The 23,987-nt window shown below is 64.3% G+C and carries 17 protein-coding genes; 5 read left to right on the top strand and 12 right to left on the bottom strand.

Features of this window, described 5'->3' with window-relative positions; genetic code table 11:
• The first annotated feature begins 93 nt into the window (after positions 1–93).
• Genes cobG through cobJ form a run of 4 tightly spaced genes read left to right on the top strand, consistent with a single transcriptional unit; the run spans position 94 to position 4,463 of the window.
• Positions 94–1,419 (top strand): precorrin-3B synthase, encoded by a 1,326-nt coding sequence (gene cobG, locus ACNFCH_RS02005; RefSeq protein ID WP_337159983.1) that lies wholly within the window; start codon positions 94–96, stop codon positions 1,417–1,419.
• Complete coding sequence (locus tag ACNFCH_RS02000) at positions 1,412–2,038, top strand: precorrin-8X methylmutase (RefSeq protein ID WP_337159984.1); 627 nt, start codon at positions 1,412–1,414, stop codon at positions 2,036–2,038. Before cobG ends, ACNFCH_RS02000 begins: the two co-directional genes overlap by 8 nt.
• Entirely contained in the window at positions 2,038–2,769 is a 732-nt protein-coding gene (locus ACNFCH_RS01995; protein WP_337159994.1) for a precorrin-2 C(20)-methyltransferase, read from the top strand. The genes ACNFCH_RS02000 and ACNFCH_RS01995 overlap by 1 nt, the downstream gene beginning before the upstream one ends.
• A complete protein-coding gene (gene cobJ, locus ACNFCH_RS01990) occupies positions 2,757–4,463 on the top strand; it encodes a precorrin-3B C(17)-methyltransferase (RefSeq protein WP_337159985.1) in 1,707 nt (568 codons plus the stop codon). The genes ACNFCH_RS01995 and cobJ overlap by 13 nt, the downstream gene beginning before the upstream one ends.
• A 12-nt stretch (positions 4,464–4,475) precedes the next feature.
• On the opposite strand, the gene ACNFCH_RS01985 is transcribed toward cobJ, so the two are convergent.
• The 8 genes from ACNFCH_RS01985 to prmA all read right to left on the bottom strand — a co-directional run bounded on the left by ACNFCH_RS01985 (position 4,476) and on the right by prmA (position 15,181).
• Complete coding sequence (locus ACNFCH_RS01985; protein ID WP_043207917.1) at positions 4,476–5,072, bottom strand: MarC family protein; 597 nt, start codon at positions 5,070–5,072, stop codon at positions 4,476–4,478.
• Between the two features lie 204 nt (positions 5,073–5,276).
• Complete coding sequence (locus ACNFCH_RS01980; protein ID WP_416742158.1) at positions 5,277–8,048, bottom strand: response regulator; 2,772 nt, start codon at positions 8,046–8,048, stop codon at positions 5,277–5,279.
• Positions 8,049–8,183: 135 nt separating this feature from the next.
• The gene (gene purD / locus ACNFCH_RS01975) at positions 8,184–9,476 is read right to left on the bottom strand and encodes a phosphoribosylamine--glycine ligase (RefSeq protein ID WP_337159987.1); all 1,293 of its coding nucleotides are present in this window, start codon (positions 9,474–9,476) and stop codon (positions 8,184–8,186) included.
• Positions 9,477–9,658: 182 nt separating this feature from the next.
• Positions 9,659–11,266, bottom strand: a complete 1,608-nt coding sequence (gene purH / locus ACNFCH_RS01970; protein WP_337159988.1) for a bifunctional phosphoribosylaminoimidazolecarboxamide formyltransferase/IMP cyclohydrolase — start codon at positions 11,264–11,266, stop codon at positions 9,659–9,661.
• A gap of 77 nt (positions 11,267–11,343) precedes the next feature.
• Entirely contained in the window at positions 11,344–11,664 is a 321-nt protein-coding gene (gene fis, locus ACNFCH_RS01965) for a DNA-binding transcriptional regulator Fis (RefSeq protein WP_008093076.1), read from the bottom strand.
• Positions 11,661–12,674: a tRNA dihydrouridine synthase DusB gene (gene dusB, locus ACNFCH_RS01960; protein WP_196162612.1), complete on the bottom strand. Its 1,014-nt coding sequence runs from the start codon at positions 12,672–12,674 to the stop codon at positions 11,661–11,663. The genes fis and dusB overlap by 4 nt, the downstream gene beginning before the upstream one ends.
• Before the next feature lie 222 nt (positions 12,675–12,896).
• Positions 12,897–14,261, bottom strand: a complete 1,365-nt coding sequence (locus tag ACNFCH_RS01955; RefSeq protein ID WP_337159989.1) for a DUF3426 domain-containing protein — start codon at positions 14,259–14,261, stop codon at positions 12,897–12,899.
• Between the two features lie 41 nt (positions 14,262–14,302).
• Positions 14,303–15,181 carry a 50S ribosomal protein L11 methyltransferase gene (gene prmA / locus ACNFCH_RS01950; RefSeq protein WP_416742157.1) on the bottom strand — a complete coding sequence of 293 codons (879 nt, stop codon included), beginning with the start codon at positions 15,179–15,181 and terminating at the stop codon, positions 14,303–14,305.
• A 186-nt stretch (positions 15,182–15,367) separates the two neighbouring features.
• On the opposite strand from prmA, the gene ACNFCH_RS01945 reads away from it, so the two are divergent.
• Positions 15,368–19,270 (top strand): type III effector 1, encoded by a 3,903-nt coding sequence (locus tag ACNFCH_RS01945; protein WP_416742156.1) that lies wholly within the window; start codon positions 15,368–15,370, stop codon positions 19,268–19,270.
• A 56-nt stretch (positions 19,271–19,326) separates the two neighbouring features.
• Here ACNFCH_RS01945 and accC read toward each other — a convergent pair whose 3' ends face one another.
• From accC to ACNFCH_RS01925, 4 genes are all read right to left on the bottom strand, one after another.
• Positions 19,327–20,682 (bottom strand): acetyl-CoA carboxylase biotin carboxylase subunit, encoded by a 1,356-nt coding sequence (gene accC / locus ACNFCH_RS01940; protein ID WP_070090425.1) that lies wholly within the window; start codon positions 20,680–20,682, stop codon positions 19,327–19,329.
• Positions 20,683–20,699: 17 nt separating this feature from the next.
• Positions 20,700–21,164 carry an acetyl-CoA carboxylase biotin carboxyl carrier protein gene (gene accB / locus ACNFCH_RS01935; RefSeq protein ID WP_337159992.1) on the bottom strand — a complete coding sequence of 155 codons (465 nt, stop codon included), beginning with the start codon at positions 21,162–21,164 and terminating at the stop codon, positions 20,700–20,702.
• Between the two features lie 101 nt (positions 21,165–21,265).
• A complete protein-coding gene (aroQ, locus tag ACNFCH_RS01930; protein ID WP_070090423.1) occupies positions 21,266–21,718 on the bottom strand; it encodes a type II 3-dehydroquinate dehydratase in 453 nt (150 codons plus the stop codon).
• A gap of 180 nt (positions 21,719–21,898) precedes the next feature.
• Entirely contained in the window at positions 21,899–23,677 is a 1,779-nt protein-coding gene (locus ACNFCH_RS01925) for a protein-disulfide reductase DsbD (RefSeq protein ID WP_337159993.1), read from the bottom strand.
• Positions 23,678–23,987: the final 310 nt, after the last annotated feature.

Genomic DNA, 23,987 nt, shown 5'->3' with positions numbered 1-23,987 from the left:
CAATCGCAGTCGATGCTCGACCGTCGGCTTTTCATGCCGCCGGACAAAGCAGGCATAATACCGCGCCTTCTACACTCAAGCGCATTTTCAAGATTGCCGGATGCCCCCTTGAATCAGCCTCTCGTCCCAGCCATGTCACCCCGCCCCTCGGCTTGCCCGGGGTTGTGGCGCATCGTCGCGGCCCGTGACGGGGGGATCTGCCGGATCAAGCTTCCCGGTGGCCTGCTGCTGGCCGACCAGGCAGAAGCCGTGGCGGCGGCAGCGGAGCGGTTCGCTGGCGGGGTGATCGAAGCGACCAATCGCGGCAACCTGCAGATCCGCGGCATCGGCGCGGAGCACGCCGGCCTGATCGAGCACCTGCTGGCCGCCGGCCTGGGCCCGCGCGAAGCCGCAGGTGACGATGTGCGCAATGTGATGCAAAGCCCGCTGGCTGGCCTCGACCCCGCGATGCTCATCGATACACGCCCGCTGGCTGAGCAATTGCTGCAGTTGCTGGAGACCACCCCTCGCTTGCACGCGCTGTCGGCCAAGTTCGCCGTACAGCTCGATGGCGGCGAACGCCTGGCGATGCTCGAACACCCCCACGATCTGTGGCTCTCGGCAATGATGCTCGAGGGGCACGCCTGGTACGCATTTGGCCTGGCCGGCTGCCCGGCCCGTGGGCCGGCCCTCGGTGCGGTGCCGGTCGAGCAGGGGCTGGCGTTGGTTCGCGCGGTGCTGGAGCGCTTCCTGGACCTGGCCCGACCAGAGCAGTCGCGGATGCGCCAATTGCTCGAAGACTACCCGGCTGACGTGTTCGTTTCGGGGCTTGGTCTGGATGTTCGACGCGATGCCGCGATACAGCGCTGGCGACGTGAGCCTGCCGTGGGGACCTGGCTGGGGCCGCTGCCTCAGCGTCAGGGAACCGCGTGGGGCATCGCGCCGCCGTTGGGCCGGCTGACCCCGGCCATGCTGCGCAGCCTCGCCGCCCTGGCCCGCGAGGCCGGTGACGGCAGCCTGCGCGTGAGCCCCTGGCAGAGCCTCGTGCTGCCCAATATCGACCTTGCGATGATCGATCGGGCTGGCTTGAACAGCCTCGGGCTGGTCTGCCAGGGCGACGAGCCCCTGGCTCGCCTGACGGCCTGCACCGGCTCTGCCGGTTGTGCCAAGGCCCAGGCCGATACCAAGGCCGATGCCCTGATCATCGCCTCATTACTGAAAAAAGGTGGCCCCGGCAGCGTGCATCTGTCCGGCTGCCTGCGTTCCTGTGCCGTGGCCCATGTCGCCCCGGTCACCTTGCTGGCCCGCTCGCCGGGCCGCTATGACCTGTACTTGCGCGATACGCACCAGCCGGGCTTCGGCAGGCTGCGTGCGTGCGACCTTTCCCCAGAAGAAGCAGGCGCCATGCTCGACCTGCCGACGGAGCACCTTGATGATTGACTACATCCGCGATGGTCAGGAGATCTATCGCAATTCCTTCCGGATCATCCGCGAGGAAGCCCGGCTCGAGCGGATCCCCGCCGACCTGGAAAAACTCGCCGTGCGGGTGATCCATGCCTGCGGCATGGTCGACGCCATCGAGGGGCTGCAGTTTTCCGAAGGTGCCGGCACCGCCGGCCGTGAGGCCCTGGCCAACGGCGCACCGATCCTGTGCGACGCGCACATGGTCGCCGAAGGCGTGACCCGCGCACGCCTGCCGGCCAACAACGAAGTGATCTGCACCCTGCGCGACCCCAGCGTGCCGGACCTGGCCAAGGAACTGGGCAACACCCGTTCGGCGGTGGCCCTGGAGCTGTGGCGCCCCTACCTGGAAGGCAGCGTGGTGGTGATCGGCAATGCGCCGACCGCCTTGTTTTACCTGCTGGAAATGCTCGATGCCGGCGCACCCAAGCCTGCACTGATCCTCGGATTCCCAGTCGGCTTCGTTGGCGCGGCGGAGTCCAAGGCGATGCTCGCCGCCGACAGCCGTGGCGTGCCGTTCGTGATCATGCAGGGCCGCCTGGGCGGCAGCGCGATGGCCGCCGCCGCGGTCAACGCCCTGGCCACGGAGGTGGAATGATGCAGCCACGCGGACGTCTGTTCGGCCTGGGCGTGGGCCCCGGCGACCCCGAACTGATCACGGTCAAGGCCCTGCGCCTGCTGCGCGAGTCGCCCGTGGTCGCCTACTTCGTGGCCAAGGGCAAGCGCGGCAATGCCTTCGGCATCATCGAAGCGCATCTGCAGCCTGAGCAGACCTTGATGCCACTGGTGTACCCGGTGACCACCGAGGTGCTGCCCGAGCCGTTGTCCTACGAGCAGGTCATCAGCGACTTCTACGACGAAGCCAGCGTGCAGGTTGCCGAGCACCTGGACGCCGGCCGCGATGTGGCGGTGATCTGCGAGGGCGACCCGTTCTTCTACGGCTCCTACATGTACTTGCACGACCGCTTGGCCCAGCGCTACGAGACGCAGGTGATTCCGGGCGTCTGCTCGATGCTGGGCGGCGCCTCGGTACTGGGCGCGCCCCTGGTGTATCGCAACCAGAGCCTGTCGGTGCTCTCCGGGGTGCTGCCCCATGAGGAGCTCAAGCGGCGTTTGGCCGATGCCGATGCTGCGGTGATCATGAAGCTCGGGCGCAACTTCCCCAAGGTGCGCCAGGTGCTCGGCGAGCTGGGCCTGGCCGAGCGCGCGCTGTATGTCGAGCGCGCGACCATGGCCAACCAGAAGATCGTCCCGCTCGATGACGTGGACCCGCAGTCCTCGCCGTACTTCTCCTTGATCGTCGTACCGGGTGAAAAATGGCAGGGATGAACAGCCACAAGGCACCGGCGATCGTCATCCTCGGCCCCGGCAGCTTGGCGACGGCGAAGCGCATTGCGCAGGGGTATCCCCAGGCGAAGATCCTCGGCCTGGCCGGTCGGGTCGAGGGAGTGGATGCATCCTACGAGAACTTCGGCGATACCCTGCGTCAGCTCTACCAGCAAGACACACCGATCATCGCCCTGTGCGCCGCCGGCATCGTGATCCGCACCCTGGCCAGCCTGCTCACCGAAAAGGGCGCTGAGCCAGCGGTGCTGGCAGTGGCCGAGGATGGTAGCGCCGTAGTGCCACTGCTCGGTGGTCTGTCAGGGGTCAATGTCATGGCCCGGGAGATTGGCCAGAGGCTCGGCGTGGCGGCAGCCATCACCACCAGCGGTGAGTTGCGCTTCGGCACCTGCCTGCTCAATCCCCCCGAGGGCTATGCCCTGGCGGACCTGGAGCAGGGCAAGCGTTTCGTCTCCGATCTGCTGGCGGGCGAGGCGGTGCGGGTCGAAGGTGATGCGCCCTGGCTCGACCAGGTGCAATTGCCGCAGGACCACGCGGCCCGGCGCATCATCCGCGTGGGGTGCGAGGCGCATCCGGTCAGCCGTGACGAGTTGCTCATCCATGCCCGTTCGGTATTGGTGGCCGTCGACGGCTCGGCATCGGATCTGGCCGAGCGCGTGCCGCAGGCATTGGCCGAGGCGGGTATCGCGCAAGCCGCGTTGGCCTGCCTGTTGGCCGATGAACACTACATGGCTGAGCCGGCCTTGCACGAGGCGGCGCAGGCGCTGGGCGTCACCCTGCGTTTCGCATCGGTAGCTGGCCGTCCGGCCGAGCAGGTCGTCCAGGCTTTGCCTGGCGCGCGATTGATTGAGCAGGACGGGCTGGTCATCGCCGTGGCGTCAGCGCCTATCGAGCTGGCTAAGGTCGGTCGCGGCCGTGGCCGCCTGGCGGTGATCGGTCTTGGTCCTGGCGCGGCGGACTTGATGGTGCCTGCGGTCAAGGCAGAGCTGGCGCGTGCCCAGGATGTGCTCGGCTACGAGACCTACGTGCGCATGGCCGGCCCGTTCCGCGCCGACCAGGTGCTGCATTGCACCGACAACCGCGAAGAGATGCAGCGTGCCCGCCATGCCTTCGAGCTGGCAGCCGAAGGGCGCTCGGTGGTTGTGGTGTCCTCGGGTGATCCGGGCGTGTTCGCCATGGCGGCCGCCGTGCTCGAGGCCTTGCACGAGTCCGACGACCCCGCCTGGCATCGGGTGGACCTGCAAATACTGCCCGGCGTTTCGGCATCCTTGGCGACCGCCGCCCAGGCCGGAGCGCCGCTGGGCCATGACTTCTGTGTCATGTCTCTGTCGGACAACCTCAAGCCTTGGTCGATCATCGAAAAGCGTCTGGACCTGGCCGCCCAGGCCGATCTGGTCCTGGCTTTCTACAACCCCATCTCCAAGGCTCGCCCCCACCAACTGGGGCAGGCGCTGAGCGTTGTGCGCAAGCATCGCGAGGAAGGCACGCCGGTCGTGCTGGGGCGTGACATCGGGCGCCCAGGGCAGACGCTGCGGGTGGTGACGTTGGGCGAGTTGGTGCCGGAGATGGTCGACATGCGCACCATGGTGTTGGTCGGCTCCTCGACGACCTGCACCTTCGCGCGCGCCGACGGTAGCGTGTGGGCCTACACCCCGCGCTGGTACCCCGCCAAGGCCTGAGCCAAGCCGGGGTCAGGGCACCAGGTAGCCCTTGATCCCGGTGAAGATGATCTGCGCCGCCAGGGCACAGACGAACAGCCCCATCAGACGGCTGACGATCTGCAGGCCCTGGTCGCCCAGGATCCGCTCGATGCGGTTCGACAAGTACAACACCAGGCCTACGGTGAAGCTCGCCAGCGCGATACTGACGATGGCCAGCAGCTTGTCGTCCCAATGCGGTTGGCCCACACCCATTACCAGCAATGCACCGATGGTGCCGGGGCCGACCGTGAGCGGGATGGTCAGCGGGACGATGGTCACGTCCTGCTGCACGTTGTCGGCCTGGACCGCCGCCTTGCCCTGGGCCATGCCCAGCGCCGAGATGAACAGCACGCTGCCGGCGCCAATGCGGAAGGCGTCGGGGGTGATGCCGAACACCCCGAAGATCGCGCGTCCGAACAGGTAGAGCACCACGCTGGCCACCAGCGCCGCGATGGCCACGCGCCAGGCAAGTTGCTTGCGCTCCTTGCTGGAGTAGCCGCGGGTCAGGCTGATGAAACAGGACAGCACGAAGAACGGGCTGTAGAGCACGAGCATTTTCAGGTAGACGCTGAACAACTCATGGAGCATGGCGCGAATCCATGGCGGGAAGGGTGTGGGCAAGTGTATCAGGCGCAATAGCGGTGCGGCTGGTGCGACGCTGGCCTCGAACACCGCAGACCCTACATCCGCTCATGGGCTTGCAGGCAAGCGGTATTTTGAGAGCAATACAGAACCTGTAGGCTGCGAAAAGGCCAGTGCCAATAACACAGTGCAGTTGGTCTTACAGAGGCCTCACGGGGTATGCAAACGGTCCGACGCCGCAGCCCGCTTGCTGGCCCAGAACTGGATCAGTTCGCGCAACTGCGACAGCTCCACGGGCTTGGCCATGTGCCCGTCCATGCCGGCCTGGCGCGCGCGGTCCTTGTGTTCGCTGAGAATGTGCGCGGTCAACGCGACCACTGGCGTGCGCTCGCGTTGGTTGGCGGTCTCCCAGGCACGAAGCTGCTCGGTGGCGGAGAAACCATCGAGCACCGGCATCTCGCAGTCCATCAGCACCAGGTCATAACGCTGCGCTTTCATCGCCCGCAGGGCTTCCTCGCCGTTGCTGGCGGTGTCCGGCTCGAGATTGAGCTTGCCGAGCATGCCGCGGATGACCTTGGTGGAAATACTGTTGTCCTCGGCGACCAGCACGCGGAAGTCGCCGGGCAGATCCAACGGCGATGGTGGGCCAGGCTGTGCGGGGGCGGGCGCCTGCTCGCGACCGCGCAAGGCGAGCTCTTCGGCCAGCGTGGTCTTGAGGGTGTAGCCGGCCACCGGCTTGGCCAGGATGCGCTTGACCCCGGCATTGCGGGCGATGATCTTGCTCGGCGCGTTGCTGATGCCGGTGAGCATCACCACCAGGATGTCGTGGTTCAGGCTGGGGTCTTCCTTGATCTTGGCCGCCAGCTGCATGCCGGTCATGCCGGGCATGTTCTGGTCCAGCAGCACGGCATCGAAGTAGTCGCGCAGGTGGGCTTTGGTGCGCAGCAGGGCCAAGGCTTCCTTGCCCGAAGGCACGGCACTGACGTTCATACCCCAGGCGCTGCACTGCTGCACCAGGACCTTGCGGCAGGTGTCGTTGTCGTCCACCACCAGCACGCGGGCATCGCGCAGCGGGCCGTCGAGGTCGGCCGGCGGTTGCTCCAGGCGCGAGGGGTCTAGCGGCAGGGTGAGCCAAAGGGTGTTGCCCATGCTGGTGCTGCTCTTGATGCCGAACTCGCCCTGCATCAGGCCGATTAGCTGTTTGGCGATGACCAGACCCAGGTGGCCGCCGAGCTTGTTGCTGGAAAGGAACTGATGACTGTGCAACTGGGCTTGCAGCAACGCTTCACGTTCGGCGGCGGGCATCGACTCGCCGCTGTCCTGCACAGCAATGCGCAGGCGCGGCACGTCGCCACGCTGGTCCAGGGCCACCACCAGCAGGATCTCGCCTTGCTCGGTGTTCTTCAGGGCGTTTTCCAGCAGGCTCGACAGCGCCTGGCGAAGACGCGTCGGGTCGCCGCTGATGACCCGCGGCACCTGGGGTTGGGTGAAGCTGATCAGCTCGATGTTCTGCTGCTCGGCCTTGGCGCGGAAGATGTTCAGGCAATCCTCGATCAGCGCGTTGAGGTCGAACTGCACGTCATCGAGCTCGATCTGCCGGGATTCGAGCTTGGAGATGTCGAGGATCTCGTTGATCAGCGTGAGCAGTTCGTTGCCGGCGCTGTGGATGGTTTGCACGTAGTCGCGCTGCTTGACCGACAGTGGCGTGCCCAACAGCAATTCGGTCATGCCCAGCACGCCGTTCATGGGCGTGCGGATCTCGTGGCTGATCTTGGCCAGGAACTCGGCCTTGGCGTTGATCTCGGCATCGCTGGCGGCCAGTGCGCGGCTGGCGCGGAAGCGTTCTTCGCTGATGCGACGCAGCCGCTCGCTGACCGCCAGGTTCAGCAGCAAGCCACTGGCCACGGTCAGCCCCATGAGGATGCACAGCAGCCAGGGAGTCGAGGTGCGGGTCAGGCCCAGCAAGGCCGGCAGCAGGACCAGGCCGCCCAGGTTGAACACCAGCATGGCCACGGCGAACAGTCGCGCTGGGCCATAGCCCTTGTACCAGTGATAGGCACTGACCAGCAGCATGGTCACGCTGCCGAGCGCGAGCAGGGCGTAGGTCATCAGGTTGAGCGGCAGGGTGTCGACGAACAGCAGGATCAGGCCGCTGACCGCGACGATGAGCATCTCTGCATGCAGCAATCGGTTGCAGCGCAGCGAGCTGCAGGGGCTGAAGAAATGCTGGGTGAAATACAGCCCTGCCAGCCCTGCCAGGACCAGGGTCAGGTAGGCGGCGGGGGTCTGGGCGCTGTGCCACAGCTGCCACCAGGGGCCGCTGAGGTTGAGCAGGATCAAGGCGCTGAGCAGCATCAGGCCGTGATAGAGGGCCAGGATCAGCGTGGTGCTGGAGCGGGTGTAGAGAAAGCGGATCAGGTTGTGCAGGATCAGCATCACCAAGCCGCCGAACAGCAGGCCGAACAGCAGCGGGCGCGTCTGGTCGGCAGCGGCCCAGGCCGCAGGCTCCAGGCTGATGGCCGGACGCAGCTGATGCTCGGAGACCAGGCGTAGGTAGATATCCAGGGTGCGTGGGCTGTTGGGCAGCGGCAACAGGTGGTCGCTGCTGCGCAAGGTCGGGCTGGTGTTGTCGCCCTGACGACCATGGTGCAACTGGCGAACGAGCTTGTCGCCGTCCAGCGCGTAGAGGTCCAGGCGTGACAGGTCGGGCGCGAAGACACGCAGCAGTTGTTCCTGCTCACCTGGTTCGAGCCGATAGTGCAGCCACAGCGCCTGGTCGGCGGGGGCGGCATCGAGTTCGAACAGTTGCAGGGGGCTGAACTGATTGCGGTAGCGGTCCGAGCGGATGTCGCTCAGTTGCAGGTTGGCCTGTTCATCGAGCAGAACGGCCCAGCCTCCACCTTGCTCGGCCGAGGCCGGGGGAAGGCAGAGCAGCGTCAGCAGGCTGACGATCAGGGCAATGGCAATCCGAAGCCGACGCAAGACGAGATCCCTTCCTAGCCGATGTGCAGGATAACAACTATGCGCGGGGCGCCAAGACGAAGGCAAGGCCCCGGCGGGGCCCTGTCGACGAGCCGGAGGCCGTGCGCCAGGGGCGTCACGGCGATCCGTTGCAGCTTACTGGTGCTCGCCACGCTCGCGGGCGATCGCACGGTAGCCAATGTCGGTGCGGTAGAAGCTACCGTCCCAGTTGACTTGCTCGGCCAGGCGATAGGCCTGTTGCTGGGCGGCCTCGACGGTGGCACCCATGGCAGTGGCGCAGAGCACACGGCCACCGGCGGTCACGACTTGGCCATCCTTGAGCGCGGTGCCCGCGTGGAAGACCTTGCCCTCGAGCTTGGCGGCAGCGTCCAGGCCGTTGATCACGGCGCCCTTGGCGTAGTCGCCGGGGTAGCCGCCAGCGGCCAGGACCACGCCCAGGCTCGGCTGCGGGTTCCACTGGGCCTCGACCTTGTCCAGGGCCTTGGCGAAGGCCGCCTCGACCAGCAGCACCAGGCTCGATTCCAGGCGCAGCATGACGGGTTGGGTTTCCGGGTCGCCGAAGCGGCAGTTGAACTCGATGACCTTGGGGTTGCCCGCCTTGTCGATCATCAGGCCTGCGTAGAGGAAGCCGGTGTAGACGTTGCCTTCCTCGGCCATACCGCGCACGGTCGGCCAGATCACCTGGTCCATCACGCGCTGGTGCACTTCGGCGGTGACGACCGGGGCTGGGGAGTAGGCGCCCATGCCGCCGGTGTTCGGACCGGTGTCCTTGTCGCCGACGCGCTTGTGGTCCTGGCTGGTGGCCATCGGCAGCACGTTGTGGCCGTCGACCATGACGATGAAGCTGGCTTCCTCGCCGTCGAGGAATTCCTCGATGACCACACGCGAACCTGCGTCGCCAAAGGCATTGCCGGCGAGCATGTCACGTACGGCGGCCTCGGCTTCCTCGAGGGTCATGGCGACGATCACGCCTTTGCCTGCGGCCAGGCCGTCGGCCTTGATGACGATCGGTGCGCCTTTTTCCTTGAGGTAGGCCAGGGCTGGCTCAATCTCGGTGAAGTTCTGGTAGTCGGCGGTCGGAATCTTGTGGCGGGCCAGGAAGTCCTTGGTGAAGGCCTTGGAGCCTTCCAGCTGGGCTGCGCCCTTGGTCGGGCCGAAGCAGTCCAGGCCACGGCTGCGGAACAGATCGACCACGCCGGCGACCAGCGGGGCCTCAGGGCCGACGATGGTCATCTGCACGTTCTGCTCGGCGAAGTCGGCCAGTTGCTCCAGGGCGGTGACGTCGATGGCGACGTTCTCGCACTTGGCTTCGATGGCGGTGCCGGCGTTGCCCGGGGCAACGTAGACCTTCTCGACGCGTGGGTCCTGGGCGACTTTCCAGGCCAGGGCGTGCTCACGGCCGCCGCTGCCGATGATCAAAACTTTCATGTCAAAACCTCGAATTCTTTCGGACGGGAGGCAAAGCCTCACGCTGTACGAGGTCGCAATGAAGCAGGTGGATGCAAGGCTGTGCCGGTTCCGATGAGCGGAGTTGCCTTCTGGCAATGAGCATCAGCGGAACCGGCCCCAACGCAGCAAATGCCTGCTTCAGTGCGGCCGATTGCCGTAAATCAGTGGCGGAAGTGGCGCATGCCGGTGAATACCATCGCAATGCCAGCTTCATCGGCGGCAGCGATAACCTCGGCATCACGCATCGAACCACCCGGCTGGATCACGGCGGTGATACCCACTTTAGCCGCATTGTCGATGCCGTCACGGAACGGGAAGAAGGCGTCCGAGGCCATGACCGCGCCCTGGACCTGCAGGCCGGCGTGCTCGGCCTTGATGGCGGCGATACGGGCGGAGTTGACGCGGCTCATCTGGCCGGCGCCCACGCCGATGGTCTGGCGCTGCTTGGCGTAGACGATGGCGTTGGACTTGACGAACTTGGCCACTTTCCAGGCGAAGACCAGGTCGTGGATTTCCTGCTCGGTCGGGGCGCGCTTGGTCACGACCTTGAGGTCGTCGGCACCGATCATGCCGATGTCACGGCTCTGCACCAGCAGGCCACCGTTGACGCGCTTGAAGTCCCAACCGGAGGCGCGCTCGGCTGGCCATTCACCGCACTCGAGCAGGCGCACGTTCTGCTTGGCGGCCACGACTTCACGGGCGGCCTGGGAGATTTTCGGCGCGATGATCACTTCGACGAACTGGCGATCGACGATGGCCTTGGCGGTTTCGCCATCCAGTTCGCGGTTGAAGGCGATGATGCCGCCGAAGGCCGACTCGGTGTCGGTGGCATAGGCCAGGTCATAGGCCTTGCGGATGCCGCCTTCGTTTTCCGGCACCACGGCCACGCCGCATGGGTTGGCATGCTTGACGATGACGCAGGCTGGCTTGACGAAGCTCTTCACGCACTCGAGCGCTGCATCGGTGTCGGCCACGTTGTTGAACGACAGCTCCTTGCCTTGCAGCTGGATGGCGGTGGAGACGCTGGCTTCGCCTTTCTTGGCCTCGACATAGAACGCCGCGCTCTGGTGCGGGTTCTCGCCGTAGCGCATTTCCTGGGCCTTGACGAACTGGCTGTTGAAGGTGCGCGGGAACTCGCTGCGGCCTTCGGTGGACAGGGTGTCCTTGGCCTGGTCGATGGTGCCCATGTAGTTGGCGATCATGCCGTCATAGGCGGCGGTGTGCTCGAAGGCCTTGAGCATCAGGTCGAAACGCTGGGCGTAGGTCAGGCCGCCGGCCTTGAGGTTTTCCAGGACGCTGGCGTAGTCGCTGGCGTTGACCACGATGGCGACGTCTTTGTGGTTCTTCGCCGCGGAACGGACCATGGTCGGGCCGCCGATGTCGATGTTCTCGATGGCGGTCGGCAGGTCGCAGCCCGGCTTGGCGATGGTCGCCTCGAACGGGTACAGGTTGACGGCGACCAGATCGATCGGCTTGATGCCGTGCTCGTTCATGATGGCGTCGTCGATGCCGCGGCGGCCCAGGATGCCACCATGGATCTTCGGATGCAGGGTCTTGACCCGGCCATCCATCATTTCAGCGAAGCCGGTGTAGTCGGCCACTTCCACCGCGTTCACGCCGTTGTCCTTGAGCAGCTTGTAGGTGCCGCCGGTGGACAGGATCTCGACGCCCAGCTGTTGCAGCTCACGGGCGAATTCGAGAATCCCGGTCTTGTCGGAGACGCTGATCAGGGCGCGGCGGATCGGCAGGCGGGTAGTCTGGTCGGTCATTTCGGATTCCATAACGCGGTGGTTTCAGCAAAAAAGGCGCCTCTTGGGAGAGCCGCCTTTTCTGATTGGGATTCGGATTACAACAGATCGTACTGCTTGAGTTTCTTGCGCAAGGTGCCGCGGTTGAGCCCGAGCATCTCACTGGCCTTGGTCTGGTTGCCCTTGACGTAGTTCATCACGCTTTCGAGCAGCGGTGCCTCGACTTCCGACAGCACCAGGTTGTAGACGTCCGTGACGGTCGCGCCTTCCAGGTGGGCGAAGTAGTTGTGCAGCGCCTTCTCCACGCTGTCGCGAAGGGTCTGGCCCTCTTCGCTCGGCGTATTGAGGTGCTGTTTCAAATTGGCGTTGTCGCTCACGGGCGTTGTTCCACTCACTAATGTCTCGGTCATCATCGTCATGCGGCCACCCCTTGTCCGTCCTCTGTCTCAAGGCTCTCTCGACGTTCGCAAAAGAACGCGCGAACGTTGGCGCACTGCGCTGTTGTGTCTTCCAGCGCGTTGAACCGGGCGCGAAACTCCTTGGCGCCAGGTCGTGTTGCCAGGTACCAGCCCACATGCTTGCGGGCGATACGCACGCCCATCACATCGCCATAGAAGGCATGCAGTGCAGCCAGGTGCTCCAGCAGAATGTGTTCCACTTCATCCAGCGCGGGGGCAGGCAGGTGCTCGCCCGTGCGCAGGTAATGCTCGATCTCGCGGAAAATCCACGGCCGCCCTTGAGCGGCACGGCCGATCAGCAGGCCGTCGACACCGGTGGCGTCCAGCACCGCCCGGGCCTTTTCCGGCGAGGTGATATCGCCGTTGGCAAAAACCGGGATCGACACCGCCTGCTTGATCGCCGCGATGGTGTCGTACTCGGCTTCGCCGGTATACAGGTCGGCGCGTGTGCGGCCATGCACCGCAAGCGCCTGGATGCCAGCCTGTTCGGCGATCTTCGCCACGGTCAGGCCGTTCTTGTTCGCCCGGTCCCAGCCGGTGCGGATCTTCAGGGTCACCGGTACGTCCACCGCGCCGACCACGGCGTGGAGGATTTCGCTGACCAAGGCTTCATCTCTCAATAAAGCAGAGCCCGCTGCCTTGTTGCAGACTTTTTTTGCCGGACAGCCCATGTTGATATCGATGATCTGGGCACCAGCCTCGACATTGGCCTGGGCCGCCGCCGCCAGCATCTGCGCATCGCCACCGGCGATCTGCACCGAGCGAGGCTCGGGATCGCCTTCATGGATGCGGCGCAGGCGCGACTTGCGGCTGTTCCACAGGCTCATGTCACTGGTCACCATCTCCGACACCACCATGCCGGCGCCCAGGCGCTGGCAAAGTGTACGGAAAGGCTGGTCCGTCACCCCGGCCATGGGGGCGAGGATCAGGTTGTTTCGCAGTGTGTAAGGGCCGATGCGTACCGCCGACATAGGTGTTCCCTGTTGTGGGGCCGAATCATGGGAGTCCGAAAAAGGGTTGGCATGATACCCGCTCTCGATGACTGGATAAAGATGAATCTGGATAAAATCTGAACAACTGCGGGCTTATAACGGGAAGCTTCAAGCGGCAAGCTTCAAGCCGCACGCTTCAAGCCAACCGGTGCTCGGCCTGCTCGTTCTTGGGGAGGGAAGCGTGCGGCTGAGCGCTGGTTTTCATTCCGGCGAGCGGAAGCTCAGGCTGTAGTTCACGGCCTTCGGGCCCGGATCGAGGATGTCCAGGGCGATGTGGATAGGGGTCTGGCTGGGCATCTCGCCGCGCCCGGCCAGCTCGCCTGACAGATACTCGCTGGGCTTGAAGCGACGGCTGGCGATCAACTGGCCGTTGAGGTCGGCAAAGCGCAGCTCCAGCAGCGGGAACGGTTGGGCGAACGGCGCGCGGTTGTAGATGATCGCGTCGACGATCAGGGCGCCTTTGAAGTCCGGGTGGCTGCGCACCACCAGGTTGCTGCTCTTGATGCGGGAGATGTCGACCCGGGTCGGCACCGTGCAGCCGACCATCGGGCATAGCTGCTGGAACCAAGGCCGGTACTGGTCCTGGCGGGCCATTTCATCGAAGTGGTAGGCGATGTACTGGAAGGCCAGCAGGCCAGCGGCCAGCAGAGTCAACACGCCCCACAGCAAGCGCTTGAACCAGTTGGGCTTGGCCTTTTGCCAGTCGAGCTGCAATGGGTCGTCCACCACATGCACCAGCGGCTCCTTGCGGGGCGGGCGCTCGGGTTTGGCGGCCAGTATCGGCTCTGGCCGCTCGTCGCGCAGGTCATCCGGCTCGTCGTCATCGCGCGCCGACAGGCGAAGGCCGGCGGGTTCGTCGTCGTCCCGGGCCGAGAGGCCTTTCTCGGGGACGTCGTCGTGGATCGAGAGCGGTGCAACCGGCTCATCGACCAAGGCATCGTGGGGCTCGTCCTGGGGCGGCGGGCGAGGTTCGTCATCATCCAGGTCCAGGCCGCCGAGGGTCGGCTCGGTGCGCTCTCCGGGCGCCGGTTCGAGGTCCAGGTCGAGGGGCTCCTGCTCGACCAGCACGGGCGCGGGCTCCTCGACGGGAGGCAGGTCCAGCCGATGATCGGCGGCGGTACCGAAGGGTTCGTCCGCGTGCTCATCGTGGCGATGGTCATCGCGGCGGGCCTGCAAGGCCTCTTCACGCGACGGGGCCTGGCGCTCCTGGTGTGGCTCGCGACGCTCGAGGCGGGCGAGTTCCTGGTCCAGGTCCAGATCATCCAGGGCTTTTGCGGTGAGCGCCCAGTCTTCCTGCGGTGGGCTCGGTGCCGGCTCCGGGTGTTCGTCCTGGGGCGGCTGCGCCGATTCCTGCGCCAGTTCTTGCGTCGGTGCCGGTGCCGGCGCCGGGCTCGGGACTTCAGGCGTGTCGGCGGCCCGGTTCTGCTCCAGCAACTGTTTGGCAGCGTTGAACACCTGCAAGCAATGGCCGCAGCGCACCACGCCACGCGCCATGCTCAATTGCTGGTAGGTGACGCGAAAGCTGGTCTGGCAATGCGGGCACTGGGTGACGAAACTGTCGGTCATGCGGCGATCCGGGCTGTGCAGGTGGTTAAGTCTAGGTGGGCCTAGCGGCGGCGACCGCTGATGCGTACCCAGCCGTCGCGCACGACGATCGGGTCCAGGTCGAAGTCGGCGGCATAGGCGGCGGCCACTTCATCGCCCTGCTCGGCGAGGATGCCCGACAAGGCCAGCAGGCCACCGGGACGAACCAGGCCGGACAATTGCGGCGCCAGCGAGACCAGCGGGCCTGCCAGGATGTTGGCGACCAGCACGTCGGCTTGCATGGCGGGCATCTGCTCGGGCAGGTACAGGGCCAGTCGCTCGTCGGCGATGCCGTTGCGCCCGGCATTGTCGCGCGAGGCTTCCAGGGCCTGGACGTCGATGTCGGTGCCGACCGCTTCACGGGCGCCGAGCAGCAGCGCGGCAATGGCCAGGATGCCCGAGCCGCAGCCAAAGTCCAGCACTTGGGTGTCTTCGAGCTGCTGGCCGTCGAGCCACTCCAGGCACAGCGCGGTGGTCGGGTGGGTGCCGGTGCCGAAGGCCAGGCCCGGGTCCAGCAGCAGGTTGACCGCGTCCTTTTCAGGTGCCTCGTGCCAGCTCGGCACGATCCACAGCCGCTGGCCGAAGCGCATGGGCTGGAAATTGTCCATCCAGCTGCGTTCCCAATCCTGGTCTTCGATCACTTCGGCGTGGTGCTCGGGCAGCTCGGCGCCGGTCAGCAGGCGCAGGTGGGCGAACACGGCCTCGGGTTCGGCGTCGGCCTCGAACAGCGCCAGCAGGTGGGTGTGCGACCAGAGCGGGGTGGTGTTGAGGTCCGGTTCGAAGATGGGCTGGTCTTCGGCGTCCATGAAGGTCACCGAGACGGCGCCGACTTCGAGCAGGGCGTCTTCGTAGGTTTCGGCTTGGTCTGGGCTGATGGCCAGGCGTACTTGCAGCCAGGGCATGGCGGGCACCTTTGGTAAATCGACAGGGGCAGCCCAGGGCTGCGCGTAGCCTGGCAGTTTACTTGAGTGCGTGGGGTTTGTGCATTCCGTGCATTGGCGGATTCCGGCGCGGGTAGTTGCTTGCTACCGCATGTCGGTCAGTGCCCAGACCAATCCTTGGTGGTTTCTCAATCAGGATTGATCGTCATGAGTGCTTCAGTTTCGCCACCTGTATCCAATACCCGTTCGACTGCCCTTGAGCGCATTACCGTCTGGGCCGAGCATTTCCAGCGACGGCTTAACGATCAGTCGACATTCTTCGAGGTCGCCGAGAACAACCTTCTGGTGGAGTTGAAAACCCACTACAGCGACGATATCGATCCGCGTTTGCCGCACGATCTGCTCGATGCAGCCCTGCAATATCGGATCGACCAGAGGCCACTGGTGTTTGATGAGCAGTTGCACGCGCCTTACCGACCGGATGGGTATGTCGTTCAGGAGATTCCCGAGGCGCGCCGGGATGTCATGGTCCAGCTCGTGGAAAGCGCAAGTACGCGGCTGCTCGATAATTATCAGGACTACCTTAGGCGCTACTGGCAAGTAGCGCCCGACGGGCTTGTCGAGCGGCAGGCATACCTCGCCCGTGTTGCTGAGCAGGTTGAGGCGCATTGCCAGAGCATCAAGGTGACTTTGGCGTCGGCAGCACTTCTCGACATGACTGCAGAAATGTTGCGCGCGCGCCTTGGCGAGCACGAGCATCAGTGGCATGGGCAGTTGGCGTTATCCAGTTTGGCCACCGCAGACGAGCGCGAAGCGGTCGATGCCGTGACGAAAGCCCGCTCGCCGCACTGGTACAAATTGCTGGATGAAAGCCAGCGCTCTGGTCTGGAAGGGGCCTGGCAGGACTGGCAGGATGCTGAGGATCAAGCGAGTCGCGCACTGGGCGATGTGCGCTCGCTGCAGCGCCACGCCAGTCGCTGCGCGCAGGACTACCTGGACGAGCACCTTGACGCACCGCTGCTCGCCGACCGGATTACAGTCAAGCGGCGCAGGCGAGGCGCCTCACCGCAGGACAGGGAATCGCTGACCTTGACCGAGCTGGTGGCGGAAGGGGCACTGGATATCGACCAGCTATATGAGCTCAGTGATATCACCAACACCTCGCTTTTGTGCCGGCCACCGAGCGCTGCGCAGATTCGCGAGTTGGCGGCCAGCGTCGATGCCAAGGCAACCTACCTGCCAGCGCTGACCAAGCGCCACGAAGCAGCCGAGGTCAAGCAGGCGCTGTTCGATGCCTATGATTTCGGCTTGAAGTACAGCGCGCAACGCGCCGTGTATGCAGGGCATCTGCAAGACGCTCATCATGTCCAGTTGTCAGCCCTGTGGCAGGGCAAGCAGACCGAGTTGACGGTCAGTGCCATCGAGTTGTTCGACGGCATGATTTGCAGTGACCTGTTGGTGTTCTTTCGTAGCGAAGAAGGCGTCTTGGACAGCCTGTTCTTGTACGCGCCGGCAAAGCCGGACGGACAGGAGTGGGTCGAGTTCAACTCCCTTCGCATGCTCAGCGCCGAGATCGGAGGCTGGATGAAAGAGGCGGCTGGCCAAGACTACCTGCTGTCGCAATTGTCCATGGCGCAGCGCGACAGTGCTGCCGTGGAAATGGAAAACATTCAGTCGCTGCCCGCTACGTGGGATCTGACCCGCGATCTTCGCAGTGCGAGTCGGGGTTATCAGGCTTGTATCGAAGAAGGCGTCCAGGCACGCATGAAAATTCGTGAGCATGAGGTGCAGGCAAGCGAGTCACCTCGTTGGTACAGTGCACTGGGCATCGAAGAACGTAAGGTGATCAACCTGCTTTGCAACGAGGCCCGTGGCGCCGAGCAGGCGTTCATCGAAGCGCTGAAAGGCTATGAAAGTTTTCAGGACTTTGCCCGACGTACGGTGGGCGAAGCCATCAAGCCGTATCTGGCGAAGCAGGGCATCGCCGATCCGGTGGCACCGGAATCGATCGTCTTCGATTTGAGCACGACATTGGCCGATGGGACGACACGCTCTGTCAATCTGCTCGATGTGGCGTGTTATGGCTATGACGACAATTCGGGTATCGACCACCCGAAGCGAGGCGTTCGCTCACTGGTCGGTCAGGATCTCTCTGCGCTGCGAAGCGCCGAGCTCGCCCAATACGCACGGAGTGCCTATGTAGGAGAAAAGTACATTGCCCATGTGCGCAAGCGCTTCCTGCTGGCCGGTTCGGTGGACTATGCGAACTACCAGCAGCTGTTCGGCAGCGCGCTGCTGAGCGGCATGGATCGTGATTTGCGAGTTGCACATGGTCGCGGGCAGATCGATCTTGAGACGTACGAGGCGCTGACGCGTCTGGTTACTGAGCTCGGACGCACGCTGAGAAAAGAGAAGGCAAGCGGGTCATCCGAGCAAGTGGCCGATCATGATGGGATTTTTCGGCTGACCATCGAGGGGTACGTCATCCTGGGGTGCTATGTGTTCCGCCACATCCAGGAGGGGAAAGCCCAGGACTGGCTGTATGCGCCCGCAGAGCCGAACGGTCGTCTGTTCAGCCGATACAGCGCGTTGGGTCTGGAAGCGTTGGGGGTGGCCAACGATTACTTGCTTGCGCGGGCGCCTCTGGCGGGCAGGCGCAAGGTCGAGAAACGCCTGCTCGCCCTGGCCTCGGGCAGTGCCTCCCGGGATTCACTGCGCGGTCTTCAGCACGTCATCACCATCGCTGTCGAATACGATGCCTATATCGAACATGCTATAGCGGATGTCGATGAGGTGACGAGCAGCCACTTCGAGGTGATTCGCACGCAAGTCGCCAAAGGGCTGTTGTACGCGGTGGTACCGCTTTCTCTTGTCTCGCCGCCGTTCGCAGCATTGCTGGGCGCCTATTTTGTCGCGGCGCCGCTGCGCTCGGCGATTATCGCCCACACACGCAAGGACACCGCGCATGCCCTGCAGCAGTGGTTGCTCGCCTCCTGGGGCTTGCTGGGGCTGATGATCGCGCTGCCAGGCTTTTCGCTCAGGGCGGTCAGGTCGTTGCTGGACGAAACACGGCACATGCTGGCGATCAGGCAAGTTTCCTCTGCCAGTTGCAGACGCGCTCCTTCGATGCGTTTGGACAAGCGTTGGGCGGTCAAAGGTAAGCCGGCGAACCTTCAGGAAGTCACCGAGGCGGGTATTTGGCGAGGGACCTATCGCAGCGGCGCTTCAAGCGAGGCGCCTGGCGTCAGGCACTTCGTCCGCCATCAAGGGCGGTACTTCCAGGTCGAGAGGGACGTGGAGCACGGCACGTTGCGAGTGATCAAGGCCAATCGGCCCGACAGTCTTCACCGGGAGGCTATCGTCCGTAGTGCGGATGGTCGCTGGGTAGCCAATAGCACAGGCCTGCGCGGAGGCAACCCTGTGCAGGACCTGGGGCGGATCACCGATGTGCGGCAAGTCGCCCAGGGTACGAGCCCTGATCCGCTTCGCGGTGCGCTACAGGGCGAAGCGGTGATCGCGCAGCTGTCGGCCAGCAGCGCGGACAACTACCTGTTCACGCTCAATGTGCAGAGCTGCGTGGCCGTTTCGCTGTACAACCCGGCAACCAAATGGGGCGCGGTCATCCACTTCGACCATAACATCCGGGGGCTCATCGAGCGCGCGATCCGGGACGTCCTGTCTCGTATCCGGAGTGCCGGAACAGGAGAAGTGCGTGCCGTCATGGCGGGTGGGGATTGGCTGGGAGGGGCGAGCATCGGCGAGCCGATCCGGTCGGTGCTCAGGCGCCAGGGGATTTCCGCGCAGTGGGACCATTGGTCGTACTCTTCATGCTTTGGCAAGACCTATGGCATGACATTGGACTTGCGCACCGGCGTTACCCAGGTCTACACCACCTCAGGCGGGTTGGTGGCAGATCTGTACACCCCGATTCTGCGTGGGGCTCGCGCGGGTACCTCGGGTATCAGCGGCAGGGCTAGCCGGGTGCTTGCGCGCGTCAGGGCCGAACCGTTGTACCAGTTGCGCAGCGGGCAGGTCGCCGATGGCGCGGGTCGTGTATACAGGGCCAGCGAGTACGAGAGCAACGCTATCGCGATTCATCTGATGTCCTGACAGCCCAATAAAAAACCCCGGCACTCGGCCGGGGTTTTTGCATCACGCTAACGCGATCACTCCTGGTTGGCCAGTTTGTGCTCGAGGTAGTGGATGTTGACGCCGCCTTTGCAGAAACCTTCATCACGCACCAGGTCGCGGTGCAGTGGGATGTTGGTCTTGATGCCGTCGACGACGATCTCGTCCAGGGCGTTGCGCATGCGGGCCATGGCTTCGTCACGGTCCTTGCCGTAGGTGATCAGCTTGCCGATCAGCGAGTCGTAGTTCGGCGGAACCGAGTAACCGCTGTACAGGTGCGAATCGACACGAACGCCGTTGCCGCCCGGGGCGTGGAAGTGCTTGACCTTGCCTGGGCTCGGAATGAACTTCTTCGGGTCCTCGGCGTTGATACGGCATTCGAGCGAATGACCACGGATGACCACGTCTTCCTGGCGGATCGACAGCTTGTTGCCAGCGGCGATGCTGAGCATCTCCTTGACGATGTCGATGCCGGTGACCATCTCGGACACGGGGTGCTCGACCTGGACGCGGGTGTTCATCTCGATGAAGTAGAAACGACCGTTCTCGTACAGGAACTCGAAGGTGCCTGCACCGCGGTAGCCGATCTCGATGCACGCGTCGACGCAACGCTTGAAGACTTCCTGACGGGCCTTCTCGTCGATGCCTGGTGCTGGCGCTTCTTCCAGGACCTTCTGGTGACGGCGTTGCAGCGAGCAGTCGCGGTCGCCCAGGTGGATGGCGTTGCCTTGGCCGTCGGAGAGGACCTGGACTTCCACGTGACGTGGGTTGGTCAGGAACTTCTCCAGGTAGACCATCGGGTTGCCGAAGGCTGCACCGGCTTCGGTACGGGTCAGTTTGGCCGAGGCGATCAGGTCCTCTTCCTTGTGCACCACGCGCATGCCGCGACCACCACCGCCACCGGCGGCCTTGATGATCACCGGGTAGCCGACGTCACGGGCGATCGCCAGGGCGACCTCTTCGTCTTCCGGCAGCGGGCCGTCAGAGCCCGGCACGGTCGGTACGCCCGACTTGATCATCGCGTCCTTGGCCGAAACCTTGTCGCCCATCAGGCGAATGGTGTCGGCTTTCGGGCCGATGAAGGCGAAACCGGACTTCTCCACCTGCTCGGCGAAGTCGGCGTTCTCCGCCAGGAAGCCGTAACCCGGGTGGATTGCGGTGGCGCCTGTCACTTCGGCAGCGGCGATGATCGCCGGGATGTGCAGGTAGGAATCCTTGGACGATGCAGGACCGATGCAGACCGACTCGTCTGCCAGGCCCAGGTGCATCAGTTCGCGGTCGGCCGTGGAGTGAACAGCGACGGTCTTGATACCCAGCTCTTTGCAGGCACGCAGGATCCGCAGGGCGATTTCCCCGCGGTTGGCGATCAGGACTTTTTCGAGCTTCCCAGACATCGTTGGCTCTCCGCGGTTCAAACGATGGTGAACAGCGGCTGGTCGAACTCAACCGGCTGACCGTCTTCCACCAGGATGGCGTCGATGACACCGCCGATCTCGGCTTCGATGTGGTTCATCATCTTCATGGCTTCGACGATGCACAGGGTATCGCCTTTCTTCACGGTCTGACCGACTTCAGCGAAGTTGGCCGAGGTCGGCGAAGGCTTGCGGTAGAAGGTGCCGACCATTGGCGAGCGGATCACGGTGCCTTTGAGGGCTGGAGCGGCGACGCCAGCTTCGGCGGCCGGAGCGGCGGCGACTGGCGCGGCAGCGGCGACCGGGGCAGCGACTGGAGCCGGGGCTGCGAAGTACTGGGCGCCGGCCGGGGTCTTGCTGTGACGGCTGATGCGAACGGACTCTTCGCCTTCCTTGATCTCCAGTTCGTCGATGCCAGACTCTTCCAGCAGTTCGATCAGCTTCTTGACTTTACGGATATCCATTAATCATCAACTCCCAAGGTTCGGTCGGGGACTTAATTTTAAAAACGTGTCTAAAACGTTTCTCTAGAGCCCTGGCCCCGAGGGGCCAAAGCTTTGTGTCATCAGGGCTGTGCGTTGGCAGCCAGGTATTCCAGCGCGGATTCCAGGGCCAACCGGTAACCGGTGGCGCCCAGGCCGCAGATCACCCCTACGGCGACATCGGAAAAGTAGGAGTGATGACGGAACGGTTCACGCTTGTGCACGTTGGAGAGGTGCACTTCGATGAATGGGATGCTCACAGCCAGCAATGCGTCACGTAATGCGACGCTGGTGTGGGTGAAAGCAGCCGGATTGATCAGGATGAAGTCCACGCCTTCGTTGCGGGCGGCATGGATACGGTCGATCAATTCGTACTCGGCATTGCTCTGCAGGTATTGCAGGTGGTGGCCAGCGGCGCGGGCGCGCTGCTCCAGGTCCTGGTTGATCTGGGCCAGGGTCACGGCGCCGTAATGGCCTGGTTCGCGGGTGCCGAGCAGGTTCAGGTTGGGGCCGTGCAGCACCAGTAGGGTTGCCATCTGCGATTCCTTGGATTTTGTAGGGCAATACGACATGAGCGCGGCGACTATGCCGCAAGAGGGCGTCGGGTGTCCAGTTCCCTGCAATAGCCAGCACGTTGTCCGAGGTTCGCGCAAAGTATGTGACCGGATTATTAACTCTGGTCACTCCTTTGGCGAATTTTCCCGGCCCGGGGGAAGTTATAGACCGAGTTTGCCGCGCACGCGCGACAGAATATTCGCAAATTCGCCGGCGTTTATCTCGCCAATGACCCGATCAGCGGACATTTCGCTGCCGTTCGCCGCAAAGAATAGCAGCGCTGGTGGGCCGAACAGCTGATAGCGGTCCAGCAGGGTGCGTTGCTCGGCGTTGCTTTCAGTGATGTCGAACCGCAGCAGCTTGAAGGCGGCCAGTTGTGGCTGGACCTGCGGCGCGTTCAGCACTTCATGCTCGATCACCTTGCAACTGATGCACCAGTCGGCGTACCAGTCCAGCAGTACCGGTTGACCGGCGGCTTTGGCTTCGGCGAGCGCTGCATCCAGTGCGGCGGGGGTGGTGAGGGTCTGCCAGGCATCGCTCTTGCTGGCCGGGCTGGCGCCGAGGGTAGCCACGGTCGGGGGCGGTAGTGGGCGCAGTGGGTCGCCCTGACCGCTCAGGGCGCCATACCAGCAGGCCACGGCGTAGACCAGCAGGGCCAAGCCGAGCAACTGGCCCAGGCGTTGGCGCGGTGTTTTGACCACGAACTCCAGGGCGCCGAGGAACAGCGCCACGCCTGCGGCCAGCAACCCGACCAGCAGCAACGTCACAGGCCCCGGCAGCACGCGGCTCAGCAGGCCGATGGCCAGGCCCAACAGGAGTACCCCGATGGCGTTCTTGACCGTGTTCAGCCACGGGCCGCTCTTGGGCAGCCAGGCCGCGCCGCCGGTGGCTATGACCAGCAACGGGGCTCCCATCCCCAGGCCCAGGGCGAACAGCTTGAGTGCCCCGCCCAACGCATCGCCGCTGACGCTGATATACAGCAAGGCGCCCGCCAGCGGCGCTGACACGCAGGGCGATACCAGCAGGCTGGACAGCACGCCCAGCACGGCCGCGCCCAGCAGCGAGCCGCCCTTGGTGCGGTGGGCGAGGCTGTCCAGGCGACCGCTCAGGGCCTGGGGCAGCTTGATGTCGAACAGCCCGAACATGGCCAGGGCGAACAGGACGAAGAACAACGCGAACGGCACCAGGACCCAGGCCGATTGCAGACGTGCCTGCAGGTTCAGGCCTGCGCCGAACATGCCCATCAGCGCGCCGAGCACAGCAAAAGACGCGGCCATCGGCAGCACGTAGGCCAGCGACAGGCTCAGCCCACGCCAGCCACCGACCTGCCCGCGCAGGACCACACCGGACAGGATCGGCAGCATCGGCAGTACGCAGGGGGTGAAGGTCAGGCCGACGCCGGCAAGGAAGAACAGCAATAGTGATTGCCAGCTCCAGCCGTGCTCGGCAGTGGCCGGGCCGGCATCGGGCTTGGCGCCTGCGCCGTCGATGCTCAGCCGTTCGGTTTCCGGCGGGTAGCACAGGCCTTTATCGGCGCAGCCCTGGTAGCCCACCAGCAGGGTGAAGGCACGTGCATCGGTGCGCGGCAGTTCGATGTCGACTACGCCGTGGTAGACCTCCACATCGCCGAAGAACTCGTCGTGTTTGGCTTCGCCTTTGGGGATGTTGGCCGGTCCCAGGGTGATGTCGGCGGGCTCTGTGCGGAACTGGAAGCGGTGGCGGTAGAGGTAGTAGCCATCGGTGGCGACGAAGCGCAGCTTGATGCGTTGGGCATCGGCTTGGACCAAGCTGAGCTTGAAGGCCTCATGGACAGGCAGGAAGTCGGCGCTGTTGCTCAGGGATGCAGCGCCGAGGGTGGCGCTTGGGCGGTTGTCGAGCAGGCCCGTGGCGAATGCAGGGCTGGCCAGCAGCAGGAACAGCAGGAAAAACAGGCGGCGCATGGCGGTCTCGCTAGGTGAAACGTGGGCGCATCATAGCGGACTTGCCGTCGATTGGGGCCAGACTGGCCGGCAGCGCGACACATGGCCGCCGGATTTCATGTTGTCAGTACCGACGCTTTCGCGGGTAAACCCGCTCCCACAAGGATCGTGGTGAGCCGTGTGGATAGAGCTGTGTCCACAAGGATTGCGGTGAGCCGTATGGATAGAGCTGTGTCCACAAGGATTGCGGTGAGCCGTATGGATAGAGCTGTGTCCACAAGGATTGCGGTGAGCCGTATGGATAGAGCTGTGTCCACAAGGATTGCGGTGA

This window comes from Pseudomonas sp. NY15354, from assembly GCF_048068075.1.
GTDB lineage: Bacteria > Pseudomonadota > Gammaproteobacteria > Pseudomonadales > Pseudomonadaceae > Aquipseudomonas > Aquipseudomonas guariconensis_C.
The sequence above is the reverse complement of the archived record's forward strand: the minus strand, read 5'-3'. Positions and strand labels throughout refer to the sequence as shown.